This is a genomic window from Actinocorallia libanotica (assembly GCF_039525175.1).
GTDB lineage: Bacteria > Actinomycetota > Actinomycetes > Streptosporangiales > Streptosporangiaceae > Actinocorallia > Actinocorallia libanotica.
This window is the reverse complement of sequence record NZ_BAAAHH010000016.1, coordinates 1-18,779: the sequence shown is the minus strand read 5'-3', so window position 1 is coordinate 18,779 and position 18,779 is coordinate 1. Positions and strand designations below refer to the sequence as shown.

At 72.5% G+C, this 18,779-nt stretch carries 19 protein-coding genes; all 19 read right to left on the bottom strand.

Annotated elements, in window-relative coordinates:
• Position 1: 1 nt before the first annotated feature.
• Complete coding sequence (locus ABD140_RS19685; protein ID WP_344242345.1) at positions 2-244, bottom strand: RNA-binding protein; 243 nt, start codon at positions 242-244, stop codon at positions 2-4.
• On the bottom strand, positions 245-676 hold the full coding sequence (gene rpsP / locus ABD140_RS19680) for a 30S ribosomal protein S16 (protein ID WP_344242344.1): 432 nt from the start codon (positions 674-676) through the stop codon (positions 245-247).
• Positions 677-868: 192 nt separating this feature from the next.
• A complete protein-coding gene (ffh, locus tag ABD140_RS19675; protein WP_344242343.1) occupies positions 869-2,404 on the bottom strand; it encodes a signal recognition particle protein in 1,536 nt (511 codons plus the stop codon).
• A gap of 41 nt (positions 2,405-2,445) precedes the next feature.
• Positions 2,446-2,601 (bottom strand): hypothetical protein, encoded by a 156-nt coding sequence (locus ABD140_RS19670; RefSeq protein WP_344242342.1) that lies wholly within the window; start codon positions 2,599-2,601, stop codon positions 2,446-2,448.
• Between the two features lie 117 nt (positions 2,602-2,718).
• Positions 2,719-5,010, bottom strand: coding sequence for a [protein-PII] uridylyltransferase (locus ABD140_RS19665; protein ID WP_344242489.1), 2,292 nt, complete (start codon positions 5,008-5,010; stop codon positions 2,719-2,721).
• Between the two features lie 45 nt (positions 5,011-5,055).
• Entirely contained in the window at positions 5,056-5,394 is a 339-nt protein-coding gene (locus ABD140_RS19660; RefSeq protein ID WP_344242341.1) for a P-II family nitrogen regulator, read from the bottom strand.
• Positions 5,391-6,683, bottom strand: a complete 1,293-nt coding sequence (locus ABD140_RS19655) for an ammonium transporter (RefSeq protein ID WP_344242340.1) — start codon at positions 6,681-6,683, stop codon at positions 5,391-5,393. The genes ABD140_RS19660 and ABD140_RS19655 overlap by 4 nt, the downstream gene beginning before the upstream one ends.
• 241 nt (positions 6,684-6,924) lie before the next feature.
• Complete coding sequence (locus ABD140_RS19650) at positions 6,925-7,596, bottom strand: hypothetical protein (protein WP_344242339.1); 672 nt, start codon at positions 7,594-7,596, stop codon at positions 6,925-6,927.
• Positions 7,597-7,716: 120 nt separating this feature from the next.
• Positions 7,717-8,862 carry a signal recognition particle-docking protein FtsY gene (ftsY, locus tag ABD140_RS19645; protein ID WP_344242338.1) on the bottom strand — a complete coding sequence of 382 codons (1,146 nt, stop codon included), beginning with the start codon at positions 8,860-8,862 and terminating at the stop codon, positions 7,717-7,719.
• Positions 8,863-8,955: 93 nt separating this feature from the next.
• A complete protein-coding gene (gene smc, locus ABD140_RS19640; RefSeq protein WP_344242337.1) occupies positions 8,956-12,594 on the bottom strand; it encodes a chromosome segregation protein SMC in 3,639 nt (1,212 codons plus the stop codon).
• 239 nt (positions 12,595-12,833) lie between these two features.
• Positions 12,834-13,019, bottom strand: coding sequence for a hypothetical protein (locus tag ABD140_RS19635; RefSeq protein WP_344242336.1), 186 nt, complete (start codon positions 13,017-13,019; stop codon positions 12,834-12,836).
• Between the two features lie 186 nt (positions 13,020-13,205).
• Positions 13,206-13,526: an acylphosphatase gene (locus ABD140_RS19630; protein WP_344242335.1), complete on the bottom strand. Its 321-nt coding sequence runs from the start codon at positions 13,524-13,526 to the stop codon at positions 13,206-13,208.
• A complete protein-coding gene (gene mutM / locus ABD140_RS19625; protein WP_344242334.1) occupies positions 13,516-14,385 on the bottom strand; it encodes a bifunctional DNA-formamidopyrimidine glycosylase/DNA-(apurinic or apyrimidinic site) lyase in 870 nt (289 codons plus the stop codon). Before mutM ends, ABD140_RS19630 begins: the two co-directional genes overlap by 11 nt.
• Positions 14,378-15,106 (bottom strand): ribonuclease III, encoded by a 729-nt coding sequence (gene rnc / locus ABD140_RS19620; protein WP_344242333.1) that lies wholly within the window; start codon positions 15,104-15,106, stop codon positions 14,378-14,380. The genes mutM and rnc overlap by 8 nt, the downstream gene beginning before the upstream one ends.
• 211 nt (positions 15,107-15,317) lie before the next feature.
• Positions 15,318-15,494, bottom strand: coding sequence for a 50S ribosomal protein L32 (gene rpmF / locus ABD140_RS19615; protein ID WP_344242332.1), 177 nt, complete (start codon positions 15,492-15,494; stop codon positions 15,318-15,320).
• Between the two features lie 3 nt (positions 15,495-15,497).
• On the bottom strand, positions 15,498-16,076 hold the full coding sequence (locus ABD140_RS19610) for a YceD family protein (protein ID WP_344242331.1): 579 nt from the start codon (positions 16,074-16,076) through the stop codon (positions 15,498-15,500).
• Between the two features lie 91 nt (positions 16,077-16,167).
• Positions 16,168-16,647, bottom strand: a complete 480-nt coding sequence (coaD, locus tag ABD140_RS19605) for a pantetheine-phosphate adenylyltransferase (protein WP_344242330.1) — start codon at positions 16,645-16,647, stop codon at positions 16,168-16,170.
• A 76-nt stretch (positions 16,648-16,723) separates the two neighbouring features.
• Positions 16,724-17,284 carry a 16S rRNA (guanine(966)-N(2))-methyltransferase RsmD gene (gene rsmD / locus ABD140_RS19600; RefSeq protein WP_344242329.1) on the bottom strand — a complete coding sequence of 187 codons (561 nt, stop codon included), beginning with the start codon at positions 17,282-17,284 and terminating at the stop codon, positions 16,724-16,726.
• A gap of 10 nt (positions 17,285-17,294) precedes the next feature.
• Positions 17,295-18,779: ATP-dependent DNA helicase RecG (locus tag ABD140_RS19595; RefSeq protein ID WP_344242328.1), on the bottom strand; the 1,485-nt coding region annotated here is incomplete at its 5' end.

Here is an 18,779-nt window from a genome sequence, read left to right as displayed (position 1 = left end):
GTCAGCGGACCTCGTTGACGTCGAGCAGGTCCACCCGGACATAGCGACCTCCGGAGAGGGCGCCCATGACCGTGCGGAGGGCCTTGGCGGTACGCCCGCTGCGGCCGATGACCTTGCCGAGATCCTCGGGGTGCACGCGCACCTCCAGGACCCGGCCACCGCGGATCCGCTTGGCGTGGACCCGGACATCGTCGGGGTTGTCGACGATGCCGCGCACCAAGTGCTCGAGCGCTTCTTCGAGCACTTAGGCCTCGCTCGGGGCTTCGGTGTCGTCGGCCTTGGGCTCGGCCTTCTTCTTCGCCTTGGGCGTGGGGGCGGCGCCACCCTCGAGGTTCGCGGCCTCCTTGGCGGCGGCGGCGAAGACCTCGGCGCGGTCCGGCTTGGGAGCCGCCGTCTTCAGCGTGCCCTCGGCGCCCGGCTCGCCCTTGAACTTCTGCCAGTCACCGGTGATCTTGAACAGCTTCTGGACGGTCTCGGTCGGCTGCGCGCCGACGCCGAGCCAGTACTGCACCCGGTCGGAGTCGACCTCGATCAGCGAGGGCTCCTGCTTGGGGTGGTACTTGCCGATCTCCTCGATCGCACGGCCGTCACGCTTGGTGCGGGCGTCGGCGACGATGATGCGGTACTGCGCGCTGCGGATCTTGCCGAGACGCTTGAGCTTGATCTTGACTGCCACGGGTGTGGTAACTCCGGTTTCAGTAACAGGAGAACAGCGCCGGGCCTGAGTGGGGTCCGGACCGGCCTGCTCGGATGGACTCCGGGCGTCAGAGCGAGAGAGGGCGCCTCACGTACCGGGTTTCCAGTGGACCATTCTGCCAGATCTCCGTGACTACTCCGTCACGCCGCTCCGGCGATCCGCCGGATGCGGTCAGTGCTTCTTGCCCAGATCGCCCAGGTCGGGCATCTGGAACCCCGGCGGCAGCTGGCCGGGCAGGCCGCCGCCGAACGCCGGGGGCAGGCCCCCCTGCTGCGGCTGCTGCTCCTCCTTGGCCGGCGGGCCCAGGGCGCGCTTGCGCGGGTCGCCCGAACGCTGCTTGCCCTTCTTGGCCTTGACCTGCTTGGCGCCCTTGCGCCGGGTGCCCGGCATCCCGGGGATGCCCATGCCCCCGGCCATGGCGCGCATCATCTTCTGCGCCTGGAAGAACCGGGTGACCAGAGAGCTGACCTCGCCGACGGTGACGCCCGAGCCCCTGGCGATCCGGGCGCGGCGCGACCCGTTGATCATCTTGGGTTCGGCGCGCTCGGCCGGGGTCATCGACCGGATGATCGCGGCGACCCGGTCGAGGTCCTTGTCGTCGATCTGGTTCACCTGCTGGCGCATCTGCCCCATGCCGGGCAGCATGCCGAGCAGGTTCCCGATCGGGCCCATCTTGCGGATCATCATCATCTGGTCGAGGAAGTCCTCCAGCGTGAAATCCTCGCCCGACGCGAGCTTGCCGGCCATCTTGGCCGTCTGCTCCTCGTCGAACGTGCGCTGGGCCTGCTCGATCAGGGTGAGGATGTCGCCCATGTCCAGGATCCGGCCGGCCATGCGGTCGGGGTGGAACAGGTCGAAGTCCTCGAGCTTCTCACCGGTGGAGGCGAACATGATCGGCTTGCCGGTGATCTCGCGCACCGACAGCGCCGCGCCGCCGCGGGCGTCGCCGTCCAGTTTGGTGAGCACGACGCCGTCGAAGCCGACGCCGTCCATGAAGGCCTGGGCGGTGTTCACCGCGTCCTGGCCGACCATGGCGTCGACCACGAAGAGCACCTCTTCGGGGTCGGTGGCCCGGCGGATGTCCACCGCCTGCTGCATCATCTCGGTGTCGACGCCCAGGCGGCCCGCGGTGTCGATGATCACCACGTCGTGCTGGGCGCGCTTGGCCTCGGCGATGGAGGACTGCGCCACGCGCACCGGGTCGCCCACGCCGTTGCCCGGCTCGGGGGCGTACACCGCGACCCCGGCCCGCTCGCCCATCACCTGCAGCTGCTGCACGGCGTTGGGGCGCTGGAGGTCGCAGGCCACCAGGAGCGGGGTGTGGCCCTCCTCCTTCAGCCAGCGGGCCAGCTTGCCCGCCAGGGTGGTCTTGCCCGCGCCCTGGAGGCCGGCGAGCATGATCACGGTCGGCGCGGTCTTGGCGAAGCGGATGCGCCGCGTCTCCCCGCCCAGGATGGCGATGAGCTCGTCGTTGACGATCTTCACGACCTGCTGGGCCGGGTTGAGTGCCTGGGACACCTCGGCCCCGCGCGCCCGCTCCTTGATCCGGGAGATGAACTCCTTGACCACCGGCAGCGCCACGTCCGCCTCGAGCAGCGCGACCCGGATCTCCCGCGCGGTGGCGTTGATGTCGGCCTCGGACAACCTGCCCTTGCTGCGCAGATTGGTGAAGACCGAGGTCAACCGATCGGAGAGATTCTCGAACACTGGCCCGTCCTAGCCCGACGCTTGATGCGAACGCTCCAAGCCTATCCGCCGCGCGGCGCGTCGCGCGCCCGAAGTCCGCCGGGCTCCCCGCGCCGGCGGGCGCGCGCGGGCCGCGCCGGGCGCAGCGCGGCGGTGAGGACCACCGGGACCAGGAGCGCGCCCACCGTCAGAACGAGCGAGAAGGTGCTCCACGCCATGCCCGGCCTTCCTTTCCAGATCCGCCTCTTTCGCATGGCCACCCTGGACTTACCTGACAAATAATGAGAAGGCGCTCGGCGACCTCCTCCCCGCCGGAAGGTGAACAGGAGGCCAATTCAGCCGAGCGCGGCGAGAATCCCCTCCCGCACCTTCTCCAGCAGTTCCGGATCGGAGACCGGGAGCCCGCCGTCGTCCACCACGTAGAAGACGTCGACCGCCTCGGACCCCAGCGTGTCCACCTTCGCGGCCCTGATGTGCAGCCCCAGCCCGCCGAAGACCCGCCCGATCCGCCACAGCAGCCCCGGCCGGTCGGAGGCGCGGACCTCCACCACCGTCGCGGTGCGCGAGGCCTCCTCCACGACGCTCACCTTCGGCGGCGCCACCGGCACCCCCCGCCGGACCCGGACCGAGGCCGCCCGCTTCTCCAGCCGCTCGGCGACGTCCATCCGCCCGGCCAGCACCCGCCGCAGGTCCGCCTCGATCGTGGCCGGATCCGGCGGGCTGCCGAACTCCGGCTCGGCGGTGAACTCGATCACCGCGTTGCCGCCGCCGTGCGAGAACGTCCGCGCCGTGCGCAGCACCAGCCGGTGCAGCGCCAGCACCCCGGCGACCTGCCCCAGCAGCCCCCCGCGGTCGGCCGCCACGACGGTGACGGTCAGCGCTCCCCCGGTGTGCCGCGCCCACGAGCCGCGCACCGCCGTGCTGCTCATCCGCACGGCCACCCCGTCGTGGCGGGCCAGCGCCAGCTGCCCCGCCGTCGGCTCGGGGGTGCGCGGCGGCTCGTCGCCGCGCAGCAGCACGTCGGTGCGCCGCACCAGCTCGCCGATCAGCCGCGCCTTCCAGCCGCCCCAGGCCGCGGGCCCGGTGGCCCCGGCGTCGGCGACGGCCAGGGCGTGCAGCAGCTCCAGGACCACCGGCGAGCCGACGGCCTCGGCCACCGTGCGCAGCGTCAGCGGGTCGTCCAGGTCGCGCCGGGTGGCGGTGTCGGGCAGCAGCAGGTGGTGCAGGACCACCCTCTCCAGGATCTCCACGTCCTCGGGCGGGAAGCCGATCCGGGCCGCCAGGGGGCGGGTGTACTCCGCTCCCGCCACCGAGTGGTCGCGGCCCGAGCCGTCCTTGCCGATGTCGTGCAGGAGGGCGCCGACCAGCAGCAGGTCGGGGCGCGCCACCTCGCGGGTGAGGGCGGCGGCGCGGGCGGCGGCCTCCACCAGGTGCCGGTCGACGGTGTACTTGTGGACGGCGTTGCGCTGCGGGCGATTGCGCACCCGCGCCCAGTCGGGGATCATCCGGACCACCAGCCCGGCCTGGTCGAGCGCCTCCCACGCGCCGATCGCCGCGGGCCCGGCGCCCAGCAGCGACACCAGGGCGGTGCGCGCCCGCTCCGGCCAGGGCACGGGCAGCTCCGTGAAGGACTTCGCGAGCCGGTCCACCGTCGCGGGAGCCAGTGGAAGCCCCGCGTGCGCCGCCGCTGCGGCGGCCCGCAGCGGCAGAGACGGGTCGGCCAGATCCGCGTCGCGGGCCAGGACGGCCTCCCCCGCGAACTCCACGAACCCGTCCGCCAGTGGACGGCGCTCGCTCCTGCTCTGCGAGGTGCCGTGCCTTTCCACATGGCGCCAGACGTGTTCACCGGCGTAGGTGATCGTCCTGGCGCACTCGGCGACCGTCCCGAGCAGCTCGTAGACGTCCTCCATCTCCAGGTGGGCGGCGACGGCGTCCTGTTCCTGGAGCAGAAGACGGTCGTTCGCGCGCCCGGTGACCGCGTGGAGCGCGTGCCGGATCTCCAGCAGACGTCCGTAGGCGGTCCGTACGCGAGGTCCCGGCGGCGGCACCACCCAGGTCGCCACGACCGCCTCCATCGCGTGGAGGTCCCGCAGCCCTCCCCGGGCGTCCTTCAGGTCCCCCTCCAGCAGGAAGGCCAGCTCTCCCGCCTGCTCCCAGCGCTCCTGCGTCAGCCGTGCCAGCTCCGGCAGCCGCCTTTTCGCCGCGGCGCGCCAGTCGGCGAGGACGGCGCTGCGCATCCCTTCGGCCAGCTCCGGATCGCCCGCGATCAGCCGGGTGCGCAGCAGACCCATCACCGCCTTGAGGTCCTGCGCCGCGACGTCCCGCGCCTCCGCGGCGGTGCGGACGGAATGGTCGAGCTGCAGGCCGCGGTCCCAGACGGGATACCAGAGCTTCTCCGCGAACTCTCCGATGTCGGGCTTGTCGTTGTGCAGCAGCACCAGGTCCAGGTCCCCGCCGGGCGTCAGGTCGCCCCTGCCGAAACTGCCGACGGCCAGCAGCGCCACCCCCGGCTCCTCCCCCACCAGACCGGCCAGCCAGCCGTCCAGCTCGGCGACCCGTGCCGCGCGCTCCTTGGCGAAACTCCGCAAGATCTCTCCCTCCAGAACAGAGTTAGGGGCGTCCCGGATCTGCTCCGGAACGCCCCTGCGCTCTCCCCCGAACCCGCCGCCCGCTTACAGGGCGTCGGCTCCGGTCTCTCCGGTCCGCACGCGGACGACCGTCTCGACCGGGGTCGCCCAGACCTTGCCGTCGCCGATCTTGCCGGTCTGCGCGGCCTTCACGACCACGTCGATGACCTCGTCGAGGTCCTCGTCGTCCACCAGGACCTCAAGGCGGATCTTGGGTACGACGTCGACCTTGTACTCGGCACCGCGGTAGACCTCGGTGTGGCCCTTCTGCCGACCGAAGCCGCTGGCCTCGCTCACCGTCATGCCCTTGACCCCGAAGGTCTCCAGGGCGGCCTTCACGTCGTCGAGTTTGAACGGCTTGATGATCGCGGTGATGAGCTTCATGCGTCGGCCTCGACCTTCTTGATGTCTCCGGCGATCGGAGCGGCGGTCGGACCACCCAGGCCACCGGTGCTGGAGGTGTTCAGATCATAGGCGCTCTCCGCGTGCTCGGCGATGTCGATGCCCGTGACCTCGGACTCCTCGTCGACCCGGAAGCCCATGGTCATGTCCAGGGCCTTGCCGATGATGAAGGTCACCACGAAGGAGTAGGCCATCGTCGCGCCGACCGCCAGCGCCTGCTTGCCCAGCAGCGTGGCGCTGCCGGCCGCCAGGAGGCTGTCCGCGCCCAGGGCCGAGGAGCCCCAGATCCCGATGGCCAGGGCGCCGATGATGCCGCCGACCAGGTGCACGCCGACCACGTCGAGCGAGTCGTCGTAGCCCAGCTTGTACTTCAGGCCGACCGCGACGGCGCAGACCGCGCCGGCGACCAGGCCCAGCACCAGGGCCCCGACCGGGGTCATGGTGGCGGCGGCCGGCGTGATGGCGACCAGGCCGGCGACGATGCCCGAGGCGATGCCCAGCGTGGTGGCGGCGCCGTCGCGCAGCTTCTCGACCATGATCCAGGCGAACCCCGCCGCACCGGTGGCGACGATGGTGTTGACGAACGCCAGGGAGGCGGTCTCGTTGGCGGCCAGGGCCGAGCCGGCGTTGAAGCCGAACCAGCCGAACCACAGCAGACCGGCGCCGAGCAGGACGAACGGCAGGTTGTGCGGCCGCATCGGCTCCTTCGGCCAGCCCTTGCGCTTGCCCAGGACCAGGGCCAGGGCCAGCGCGGCGCAGCCGGCGTTGATGTGGACGACCGTGCCGCCGGCGAAGTCGAGGGCGCCGAGCTCGAAGATCCAGCCCTCGGCGAACCAGACCGAGTGCGCGATCGGCAGGTAGACCAGGGTGATCCAGATCGGGACGAAGACGCACCAGGTCATGAACTTGGTGCGGTCGGCGATGGCACCGCTGATCAGCGCGACGGTGATGATCGCGAAGGTCGCCTGGAAGGCGACGAAGGCCAGGGCCGGGTAGCCCTCGCCCTCGGCCTCGAGGCCGACCAGGCCCCAGGCGTCGAGGCCGCCGAAGAAGGCCGGCACGCCGCCCTCGCTGCCGAAGGCCACCGAGTAGCCCCAGAGCACCCAGACCATGCTGACGATGCTCATGCTGACGAAGCTCATCATCATCATGTTGAGCACCGACTTGGCGCGGCTCATGCCTCCGTAGAAGAAGGCGAGCCCCGGTGTCATCAGAAGGACGAGCGCGGCGCTCGTCAGAATCCAGGCTGTATTGCCGCTGTCGATTTCCATCTCGGAGAGCGCCCTCCTTGTGCGGGTTTTCCGTTCGCCAGAAGACTCTTCCTCAGCGGTTTCACCCGAGGTGCACAGATGTTTCCGACGTGTGAAACATGTCGGGGCGATGTTTCTTCGGTGTTTCCCTTCTCTCACCGCCCCCGCGCACCCGGCGGTCACCCGAAAGCAGCAGAAAGTCTGCCCGGACATGCGAAAGCGGCCGACCGTCGTGCGGTCGGCCCCCTTCGGCGAACCCTTCTCAGTGCTGGTCGCCCGGCGCGCGGCCGGGGAGGTCCTGCTTGGTGGTGGAGGAGGTGGAGGTGGCGCCGGTGTCCCCGGTGGTCCCCTGGTGGGCGCCGTGCTCGACCCACTCCATGCCGGGCACCGCCTCGGCGGGGCCGGTCTCCCGGGTGTTCATGTAGCCCCAGATCGCCAGGGCGGTCAGGACGATGCTGGAGGCCATGGCCAGGTACCAGCCGACGTCCAGGCCCGCGCCGGCCCTGATGAGGCCGAGGGCCTGGCCGCTGCCGAGGCCGGCGGGCAGGTCCAGGGCGCCGCGGAAGCGGAAGCCGTAGATGAGCGCGGCGAGGAACGACAGGACGCCGCAGACCGCGGAGGCCAGGAGCAGGTTGCGCCGGTTGAGCATGCCGCCGTAGTGGGCGACCAGGGCGCACGCGCCGGCCACGATCGCCAGGACCAGCGTGATCCTGCCCTCCCAGAGGCGGATGCCGTTGAGCGCCGAGGCACTGAAGAACGTGACGCTCACCCAGGGGAGCAGGGAGGCCACGACCAGCACCCCCGCCGCGATGGCCGAGCCCTTGGACGCCAGGTCCGAGGAGCGCTCCTCGACGCTCAGCGGCGGCAGTTCGCCGATCTCGGCCGATGTCCCCTCGGCCGTCGCCCCGTGCGTCCTCCTGCTGCGTGTGGCCATGGTCAACCCCCGATCCGTGGCACCTGCGGACAGCCCTGGGCGGTCGCCGGCACCGCGGACGGCCGCCTTCTTCCCACGGAACCACAGAACGCCCGCCCGAAGGTCAGGAGAAAGTCCGGCTTATCCCAAAATGGCGTCCACAAAGGCCTCGGCGTCGAACGGCGCCAGGTCGTCCGGGCCCTCGCCCAGCCCGACCAGCTTGACCGGGACCCCCAGCTCCCGCTGGACGGAGATGACGATGCCGCCCTTGGCGGTGCCGTCCAGCTTGGTCAGCGCGATGCCGGTGATGTTCACCACCTCGGCGAAGACCCGCGCCTGGGTGAGGCCGTTCTGGCCGGTGGTGGCGTCCAGCACCAGGAGCACCTCGTCCACCGTCGCCTGCTTCTCGATCACCCGCTTGACCTTGCCCAGCTCGTCCATCAGGCCGGTCTTGGTGTGCAGGCGCCCCGCGGTGTCGATGATCACGGTGTCCACGCCGTCCTGGATGCCCTGCTTGACCGCCTCGAAGGCGACGCTGGCCGGGTCCGAGCCCTCCGGGCCCCGCACGACCCGCGCGCCGACCCGCTCGCCCCAGGTGGTCAGCTGCTCGGCCGCCGCCGCGCGGAAGGTGTCGGCGGCGCCCAGCAGCACCTGCTTGCCGTCGCCGACCAGCACCCGCGACAGCTTGCCGGTGGTGGTGGTCTTGCCGGTGCCGTTGACGCCGACGACCATCACCACGGCCGGGTGGCCGCCGTGCGGGTCGACGTGCAGGGCGCGCTGCAGGTCGGGGCCGATCTGGGCGACGAGCTGCTCGCGCAGCAGCGTGCGCACCTGGTCGGGGGAGAGCTGCCCGGTGACCTTCACCTTGGTGCGCAGCTCGTCCACGATCATCCGGGACGGGGCGACGCCGACGTCGGCGCTGATCAGCAGGTCCTCGATCTCGTCCCAGTCCTCGTCGGTGAGCGAGTCGCGGGACAGCAGGTTCAGCAGGCCCTGGCCGAGGGTGCTCTGCGAGCGGGCGAGCCGGGCGCGCAGCCGCTGCAGCCGTCCGGCGGACGGCGGCGGCAGCTCGATCTCCGGCGCCACCGACGGCTCGGCCAGCGGCGGCCGCTCGGCAGGCGGGGCGACCACCGCCTCTTCTTCGGCCGGCGGCGCCGGTCTGGTGATCGTCGGGGTTTCCGGAGGTGCCTCCAGAGTCCCGGTGCCCGACCGGGATCTCAGCAGGGCGACCATTCCGCCCACGGCCAAGACGACGAAAAGCGCGATACCGAGAATCAGATATTCCATAGCCCGTCCAGTCTCGCAGACTCCACCCGACGGCTGTTTGATCCCCGCCTCGGCGCCGTTCCACCGTCCGGAGCCGAAGGAACCGCCGGGAACCTAGGCGGGCTCGGGCTCGCGCAGCCGCTGGCTGATCACCTGGCTCACCCCGTCGCCGCGCATGCTCACCCCGTACAGCGCGTCGGCGCCCTCCATGGTGCGCTTCTGGTGGGTGATGATGATCAGCTGGGAGGACTCGCGGAGCTCCTCGAACACCTTGATCAGGCGCTGGGTGTTGGTGTCGTCGAGGGCGGCCTCGACCTCGTCGAGCACGTAGAACGGGCTGGGCCGCGCCTTGAACACCGCCACCAGGAAGGCGACGGCCACCAGGGAGCGCTCGCCGCCCGACAGCAGCGACAGGCGCTTGACCTTCTTGCCCGGCGGGCGGGCGGCGACCTCGATGCCGGTGGCCAGGAGGTCCTCGGGGTCGGTGAGGGACAGCGAGCCCTCCCCGCCGGGGAAGAGCCGGCCGAAGATCCCCGAGAAGTGCTCGGCGGTGTCGGCGTAGGCGGCGGCGAAGACCTCCTGCACCCGGCGGTCGACGTCCTTGACGATGTCGAAGAGGTCCTTGCGCGTCTTCTTCAGGTCCTCCAGCTGCGCGGTGAGGAAGGCGTGGCGCTCCTCCAGCGCCGCGAACTCCTCCAGGGCCAGCGGGTTGACCTTGCCCAGCTGCGTCATCTGGCGTTCGGCGGCCCTGGCGCGCTTCTCCTGGACGGCGCGGTCGAAGGGCTCGGGCGAGCCCTCGGGGTCCTGCGGGGGCACGGGCTGGTCGGGGCCGTACTCGGCGACCAGCCCCGCCACCTCCATGCCGTACTCCTCCAGCGCCCTGGTCTCCAGCTGCTCCAGCCGCAGGCGCTGCTCGGCGCGGGCGACCTCGCTGCCGTGCACCACGTTGACCAGCCGCTCCAGCTGCGTGCCGTACTCGCGGACCTGCCCGCGCACGACCTTGAGCTCCTCCTCGCGGTCGGCCCGCCGCAGCTCGGCCTCCTCGCGCTCGGCCACCGCGACGGCCAGCGAACGCTCGATCCGCTCCAGCGCGAGCGCCGCGCCCTGCCGTACCGCCTGCGCCACGCGGGCCTGCCGCTCCCGCCTGCGCCGCCGCTCCACGGCCTGGGCGCGCTCGCGGCGCTCGGCCTCGGCCTGCTTCTCCAGCGCGTCGGCCTTGCCGGAGATCGCGTTGACGCGCTCCTCGGCGGTGCGCACCGCCAGCCGCGCGTCCATCTCCAGGCTGCGCAGCTCCCCCACCTGCTCGGCGAGCTCGTCGCGGATCTCGGTGTCGGGCTCGTCCTCGGGCTCGGCGGCGGCCTCGGCCTCGTAGCGCTCCTGCAGCTCGGCCAGCGCCTCGGCGTCGCGGTCCCGGTGCGCTCCGGCGTCGTCGACGCTGCGCGCGAGCCGTTCGGCCTCCTGGCGTGCCGCCTGTGCCGCGGCCTGCAGCCGCGCCTCCTGCCTGGCCTCCTGGGCCGCGGCGGCGTCGGCCTCGCGCAGCCGCGCGCGGACGCGGTCCAGCTCGGTCTGGGCCTGGCCCACGGCCGACTGGGCCTGGTTGACCCCGGCCTGCGCGGCCTCCAGCAGGCTCTGCGCGTCCTCCTCGGCCTCGCCCGCCGCCTCCAGGGCGGCATCCGTCAGCTCCGCCTCTTCCCCGGCCCGCACCAGCGCCTCGCGCGCCTCCTCCAGCGTGGCGCGCATCTGCAGCAGCCCCTGGCCGCCCGCGCCGCCGCCGCGCGCCCAGTGCGCCCCCAGCACCTGGCCGTCTCCGGTCACCGCGCGCAGCTCCGGCTCGGCCCGGACGATCTCGCGGGCCCGCTCCAGGTCGTCCACCACGACGACGCCCTCCAGCAGGGCGGTGATCGCCGCCCGGAGGTGGGCGGGGACCGTCACCAGCTCCACCGCCCAGACGCTCCCGTCCGTGCGGGCGGACCGCGCCTGCGGCTCCCGTCCCCCGCCGATGACGAGCCCCGCGGCCGCCTTGTGCTCGGCGAGGAAGGCCAGGGCCGCGGCCGCGGTGTCGAGCGAGGCGACCGAGACGGCCTCGGTGAGCGCGCCGAGCGCGGCGGCGATCTCCGCCAGGGCGCCGGGCCGTACCGCGAGCTCGGCGGCCAGGGTGCCCAGCACCCCCGCCAGCCCCGATCCCTCCAGCGCCTCGCCGCCGTCGGCCGCCGAGCCGAGGCTGAGCTCCAGCGCCTCGATCCGCGCCTGCAGCGCGGTCAGCTCCTTCTGCGCGCGCTGGTCGGCGGAGCGGGCGGCGACCACCTGCTCGCGCGCCGACTTCAGCGCCCGCTGCGGCTCCTCGACCGCGGCGCGGGCCCGGCCCACCCGCTCCTTGGCGGCGGCCAGCGCCTCCTCGGCCAGCTCCAGGTCCTCGAGGAGCTGCCGGTAGGCGGCCGCCTGCGTCTGGAACGCCTCGGCCTCGGCCAGCGCCGCCCGCGCCCGGTCCTCGGCGGACCTCTGCGCCTCGGTGAGCCTGCCGATCTCGGCCTCGGCCGCCTGCAGGCGGCTGCGCAACGACTCCAGCCGCCCGCGCCGGGCCGCCAGCGCGTCCCTGCGCTCGGCCGCGGCCTTGGCCAGCTGCTGGAGCCTGCGGTCCTCCACGGCCAGCGCCGACTCCGCTCCGGCCCGCTGGGAGACCGCCTCCTCCAGCCGCTCCCGGGCGTCCTCCAGGCGCTCGGCCAGCACCTCCTCCTGGGCGCGGACCTCCTCGGCCTCGATCTCCAGCTCCTCCGGGTCGCGCCCGAAGCGCTCGCCGGCGCCGGAGTCGGCGGCGTTGCGGTGCCGCTCGGCGGCCAGGTCCGCCACGCCGCGCAGCCGCTCCTTCAGCGACGACAGGCGGAACCACGTCTCCTGGGCGGCGGCCAGCACCGGCGCCGCGGCGGCGGACTCGGCGTCCAGCTCCTCCTCGCGGGCCTGGGCGACGGCCAGCGCCTTCTCCACCTCGGCCCGGCGGCGGCGGACGGTCTCCTCGTCGGCGGCCTCCCGCTCCAGCCTCCCGCGCAGCGTCACCAGGTCGTCGGCGAGCAGCCGCAGCCTGGCGTCGCGCAGCTCGGCCTGGATCACCGCGGCCCTGCGGGCGATCTCGGCCTGGCGGCCCAGCGGCTTGAGCTGGCGGCGCAGCTCGGTGGTGAGGTCCTGCACCCGGGTGAGGTTGGCCTCCATGGCGCTGAGCTTGCGCAGCGCCTTCTCCTTGCGCTTGCGGTGCTTCAGGACGCCCGCGGCCTCCTCGACGATGGCGCGGCGGCCCTCGGGGCCGGCGTTGAGCACCTGGTCGAGCTGGCCCTGGCCGATGATCACGTGCATCTCGCGGCCGATGCCCGAGTCCGACAGCAGCTCCTGCACGTCCAGCAGGCGGCACGGATCCCCGTTGATGGCGTACTCGCTGGAGCCGGAGCGGAACATCAGCCGGCTGATCGTCACCTCGGAGTAGTCGATCGGCAGCGCGCCGTCGGAGTTGTCGATCGTCAGCAGCACCTCGGCGCGGCCGAGCGGTGCCCGGTTGGCGGTGCCGGCGAAGATGACGTCCTCCATCTTGCCGCCGCGCAGCGACTTGGCGCCCTGCTCGCCCATGACCCAGGCGAGGGCGTCGACGACGTTGGACTTGCCCGAGCCGTTGGGGCCGACCACGCAGGTGATGCCCGGCTCGAAGCGCAGCGTCGTGGAGGAGGCGAAGGACTTGAACCCGCGCAGGGTGAGGTTCTTCAGATACACGCGCGGCGGGTCCCCCTCACGGTGTCCGGTGGTACGGCGACGTCCGGTCGCGCGGCGACGTCGGGTTCTCAGGCGACACGCAGCTTAGCGCCGCAGGTCGGCCCCGTGTGCGGGGTCGGCGCAACCCGGGGAGCCGTCCGCCGGGGGGAGAGCGGCACGGTGAGAAGACAAAAGGGACGCCGTGATCGACGTCCCTGATTCTGTCGGCACCCGGCCGTCCCCGGGTGAGAACCGGCGTCTCAGGTGAGCGCGGGTTCGCGGTCCTTCACGGAGTGCATCACCTCGGACGAGGTGAGCGCTTCGTTCTCTTCCTGGAGCCTGACAAGCTCGGCTTCCAGATCCCGTACGCGCCGCTGGAGACGTCGCATCTCCGCGACCATCCGGGGGTCGGGACCGCCGACGTGGCCGAGTAGAGCCTTCGCCATGATTGAGGGTCCTCCACGCTGAGTAACCAGCAGAGATCGCACTGAGCCCTTGGAAAAAGACAAGGGCCGTGCCTTTTCATTCATCTCAGGTGTTCCGGCCAGTGCGCCGGTCAAGCTGGACATCACAGACCAGTAACAACCTTGTCCTACAGAGTTTAGCAGGTCGAAGTCGGAATACCCACCCGGTCATCTCTCAACGAAACCGACTTTGCCCCCGCGTGCCTCACTCCACCGCTCCGTCACACCCGTCACACGTCCCGGTGCCTCCGGCGAGCGCAGGAGTTCGAGCAGCCTCTCGCAGGCGGCGCGGCCGCCTTCGGCGACCACTTCCACCCTGCCGTCCCGCAGGTTCGAGGCCGAGCCGACCAGGCCCAGCTCCAGGGCGCGCGCCCGCGTCCACCAGCGGAAACCCACGCCCTGGACCCGGCCCCGCGCCCAGGCGGTGAGCCGTACCCGGTCCGCCCCATCCGGCTCGGAGAGCCCCCGGACGTCCTCCTCAACGGGCATGGCGCGGCCTCGGCTGGCAGTGCGGGCAGCTGTAGGAGGAGCGGTTCATGAAGACCTCCCGCAGGATCGCCGTCCCGCACCGGCCGCACGGTTCGTCGCGCCGGCCGTAGGCGTTCAGGGAACGTACGAAATATCCGCTCTCGCCGTTCACGTTCACGTACAGGCTGTCGAAGGAGGTGCCGCCGACCTCCAGCGCCTCGGCCATGACCTCCCGCGCCGAGCGCAGCAGCAGCCGCGCCTGCGCGGCGGTCAGCCGCTCGGTGGGCCGCTCCCCGTGCAGGCCCGCCCGCCACAGCGCCTCGTCGGCGTAGATGTTGCCCACCCCGCTGATCAGCGACTGGTCGAGCAGCGCCCGCTTCACGCCCGTGCGCCTGCGCCGGATCGCCCGGACGAACGCCTCGTCGTCGAACACCGGCTCGAACGGGTCGGCCGCGAGGTGCGCGATCACGTCGGGGACGCCGGCCTCGCCGCCGTGCGGGTCGGGGACCAGGGGGCAGACCATGAGGTGGCCGAACGTGCGCTGGTCGACGAACCGCAGGTCCACGCCGCCGTCGGCGAACGCGAACCGCACCCGCAGGTGCCGCTGCGGCGCGGCGGCGGCCTCCCCCACCAGCAGCTGGCCGCTCATGCCCAGGTGCGACAGGACCGCGGCCTCCCCGAAGGGCAGCCACAGGTACTTGCCGCGGCGCCGGGGCTCGTCCAGGGTGCGCCCGGCGATCCGCGCCGCGAAGTCCGCCGCGCCGGGCAGGTGGCGGCGCACCGCCCGGGGGTGCAGCACCTCCACGGACTCCACGCCGCGGCCGGGCACCCAGCGGGCCAGCCCGCGCCGGACGACCTCGACCTCGGGCAGCTCAGGCATCGGCGGTCGCGCCGCGCCCGCCGGCGCGGTCGCCGATCCCGGCGCGGATCTCCGTCCAGGCCGCCTCGGCCGCCTTCTGCTCGGCCTCCTTCTTGCTGCGGCCCTTGCCCTCGCCGTAGGTGCGGCCGCCGACCCGCACGCAGGCGCGGAAGCTCTTCTGGTGGTCGGGGCCGCTCTCGGTCACCAGGTACTCCGGCACGCCCAGCCCCTCGTCGGCGGTGAGCTCCTGCAGCGAGGTCTTCCAGTCCAGGCCCGCGCCCAGGCTGGAGGAGTGCTCGATCAGCGCGTCGAAGAGCCGGTGCACCAGGGCGGAGGCCTCCTCCAGGCCCTTGTCCAGGTAGACCGCGCCGATCACGGCCTCCAGCGTGTCGGCCAGGATGGAGGCCTTGTCCCGGCCCCCGGTGCCCTCCTCGCCGCGGCCCAGGCGGATGTGGGCGCCCAGGTCCAGCAGCGAGCGGGCGACGCCGGCCAGCGCCTTCATGTTGACGACCGCCGCGCGCAGCTTGGCCAGCTGCCCCTCGGGCAGGTCGGGGTGGTTGCGGTACAGGGTGTCGGTGACGACCAGGCCCAGCACCGAGTCGCCGAGGAACTCCAGGCGCTCGTTGGTGGGCAGCCCGCCGTTCTCGTAGGCGAACGACCGGTGGGTCAGCGCCCGCTCCAGCAGCTGCGGGTCGAGCCTCAGCCCGATCCTGGCCTCGAGCTCGGAAGTGGGGACGGTCATGCCTCGCTCCTCACGTGGTGGCCGAGGAGGGCGCCTGCACCGGAAGACGAGGTCCGCGCCGGGGGCCTGGGACCCGCTCACGGGTCCGGCGGCCACGGGGTTCCGGCGTGCACCACGGCCTCGGGTGCGCCCGCCCTCGATGAGAGATGAGACCGGGGGACGGCCCCGTGCACAGGCACGGAACCGACCCCCGGACTCACATGTCGGGCTGTCAGGCCGTCTCGACGACCTGGCGCTTGTTGTAGGTACCGCAGGTGCCGCAGGCGACGTGCGGCAGCTTCTGGTCGCGGCACTGCGGGCACTCGACCAGCGCGATGCGCGGCGCCTTCCACTGCGACCGGCGGTGCCGGGTGTTGCTGCGGGACTTCTTCCGCTTCGGGACGGCCACGTGTCAGCCCTCCTGGCTTTCTTCTCGTGTTTCGACAAGGCCCTGCAGTGCCGCCCACCGGGGGTCGGCGACGTCGTGTGAGTGATCGGGACCGAGGTCGGCCAGCCGTTCACCGCACTCCGCGCAGAGGCCGGGACAATCGTCCTGGCACAGGGGGGACAACGGCAGCGCGAGCACCACCGCGTCCCTGAGCACCGGCTCGAGATCGAAGAGATCCCCCTCCAGACGGCGTTCGTCTTCGTCGGCCTCCGCCGCTGAGCGGGTGTCGTCGTAGACGAACAGTTCCTGGAACTCGACCTCCATGATGAAGGAGATCTCGTCCAGGCAGCGCGCGCACTCGCCCTCGATGGGCAGGAACGCCGTGCCCGAGACGAGCACGCCCTCCATCACCGATTCGAGCCGCAGATCCAGCTCGAGTTCGGCGTCCTTGGGAACGCCGACCATCTCGACGCCGAGACCCTCCGGTGCCGGGGCGGTGATCCGCTGCTCCTTCATCGATCCCGGACGGCGGCCCAGCGCTCTGACATCGACGACGAGCGGGGCCTTGGGATCAAGACTGGACAGGGTTCCCCCTTCGTGCACGGTTGGATCGCCACGTCAGGCATGGCCGACCACCAAGGATACCCAAGCCCGGGGCGCTATCCCAACTCGCCCGCCGCCGCGGGCGAGATGATCAGGCGTCCTTGAGCCGCTCGATCAGCCGGTCGTGCACCAGCGCGGGCACCAGGCCGGTCACGTCGCCGCCCCACTGCACCACTTCCTTCATCAGGCTCGACGAGAGGAAGGCGTACAGCGGGTTGGTCGCCATGAAGAGGGTCTCCACCCCCGACATGCGGTGGTTCATCTGGGCGATCTGCAGCTCGTAGTCGTAGTCGGTGACCGCCCGCAGCCCCCGCACGATCACGGGGATGTCGTGCTGCTTGCAGTAGTCGACGGTCAGGCCCCGGAAGGAGTCGACCTTGACGTTGCCGAGGTCGCGGGTGACCTCGCGGATCAGGTCGAGCCGCTCCTCGACCGTGAAAAGGCTCTTCTTGGCCAGGTTGATGGACACCATCACCACCACCTCGTCATAGAGGCGGGAGGCTCTACCGATGATGTCCAGATGGCCATTGGTCACCGGGTCGAAGGAGCCCGGACAGACGACACGGCGCACGACGATCATTCCCTTCCGGCTTGGACGGCGAGACGGTACCAAACCGGGTCAGTCCCCCCGAGCAGCGGCCTCGCCGTCACAGGTATGACCCGTAGTGGAAGACCGCGTCCCCGTACCTGCGCTCCCGTTCGGCGGTGTACCCCTCGGGCCATACCAGGGTCCTTCCCCGGCTCGCCCGTTCCACCGCGACGAGCGCGCCCCGCGCCGCCCATCCGTGGTCGCGCAGCGCCTCCAGCAGGGCGGTGACCGCCTCGTCGGGCACCGCGTAGGGCGGGTCGGCGAAGATGAGGTCGTAGGGCTCCGCGGGCGGGGCCGCCGCCACCCGCTCGGCGCGGTCGACGACCAGCTCGGCGCCCGGCAGCCCCAGCGCCGCGATGTTCGCCCTGATCACCCGCGCCGCCTTGGCGCCCGACTCCACCAGCAGCGCGTGCTCCGCGCCGCGGGACAGCGCCTCCAGGCCCACCGCGCCCGAGCCGGCGAAGAAGTCCACGACCCTGGCGCCCTCCAGGGAGCCCAGCAGGGACCCCACGGTGGAGAACAGCCCCTCGCGGGCCCGGTCGGCGGTCGGCCGGGTGTCGCGCCCGTCCGGCGTCGCCAGCCTCCTGCCACCCGCCACCCCGGCGATCACCCGTGTCATGCCTCCATTGTCACGCCTTCTCCAGGTACTCCGCGCGCTCCTCGTCGAGGAGCTCGGCGAGGCTCGCGGCGAGCGCCGGGTGGGCCGACAGGTCCGGGTCGGCCGCCGTCAGCTCGGCCGCCTCCCGGCGGGCGCGGGCGATGAGCTTCTCGTCGTACAGCAGGGTGAGCAGGCGGAGGCTGGAGCCGCGGCCGGACTGCGCGGCGCCCAGCACGTCGCCCTCGCGGCGCTGCTCCAGGTCGAGGCGGGAGAGCTCGAAGCCGTCCGTGGTGGCCGCCACCGCGTCCAGCCGCGCGCGCGAGCCGCTCTCCGGCGGGGCGTCGGTGACCAGCAGGCACAGGCCCGGCAGGCTCCCCCGGCCGACCCGGCCGCGCAGCTGGTGCAGCTGGGAGACGCCGAACCGGTCGGCGTCCATGATCATCATCACGGTGGCGTTCGGCACGTCCACGCCCACCTCGATCACCGTGGTGGCCAGCAGGACGTCCAGCTCCCCGGCGGCGAACCGGCGCATCACCGCGTCCTTGTCGTCGGGGTGCAGCCTCCCGTGCAGGACGCCGACGCGCAGGCCCGCCAGCAGCTCCTCCTCCAGCATCGGCAGGAGGTCCAGGACGGCCAGCGGCGGACGGGCGCCCTCCTGCGGCGGCGGAGCGCCCTCCTCCCCCGCGGCGGACTCCCCCGCGGCCGAGTCCCCCTCGCCGATGCGGGGGCAGACGACGTAGGCCTGCCTGCCCTGGGCCGCCTCCTCGCGGATGCGCTCCCAGGCGCGCTTGAGGAAGGCGGGCCGCTCCGGCGGCACGACGTGGGTGGCGATCGGCGCCCGCCCGGCGGGCAGCTGGCGCAGCACCGAGGTGTCGAGGTCGCCGAAGACGGTCATGGCGACCGTGCGCGGGATGGGGGTGGCGGTCATGACGAGCACGTGCGGGCGGCCTCCGGCGACCTTCTCGCGCAGCGCGTCGCGCTGCTCGACGCCGAAGCGGTGCTGCTCGTCGACCACGACCAGGCCGAGGTCGGCGAACTGCACGTGCTCCTGGATCAGCGCGTGCGTGCCCACGATGATCCCGGCCTGGCCGGAGGCCGCCTCCAGCAGCGCGGCCCGCTTGGCCTTGGCGCCCTGGGAGCCGGTGAGCAGCGCCACCCGGGTGGCGTGCTCGGCCCCGCCGAGCCGCCCCGCCTCGCCCAGCGGCCCCAGCAGCGCGGTGATCGAGCGGTGGTGCTGCTGGGCCAGCACCTCGGTGGGGGCCAGCAGAGCGGCCTGCCCTCCGCCGTCGACGACCTGCAGCATCGCCCGCAGCGCCACGATCGTCTTGCCCGCGCCCACGTCGCCCTGGAGCAGCCGGTGCATGGAGTGGGCGCGGGCGAGGTCGGCGGAGATCTCCTCGCCCACGGCGAGCTGGCCGTCGGTGAGGGTGAACGGCAGGGCCGCGTCGAACGCCTCCAGCACCGCGACCCTGCTCACGTCCGCCAGGACCCGGTGCGCTCTGGTGTCGATGTCCTC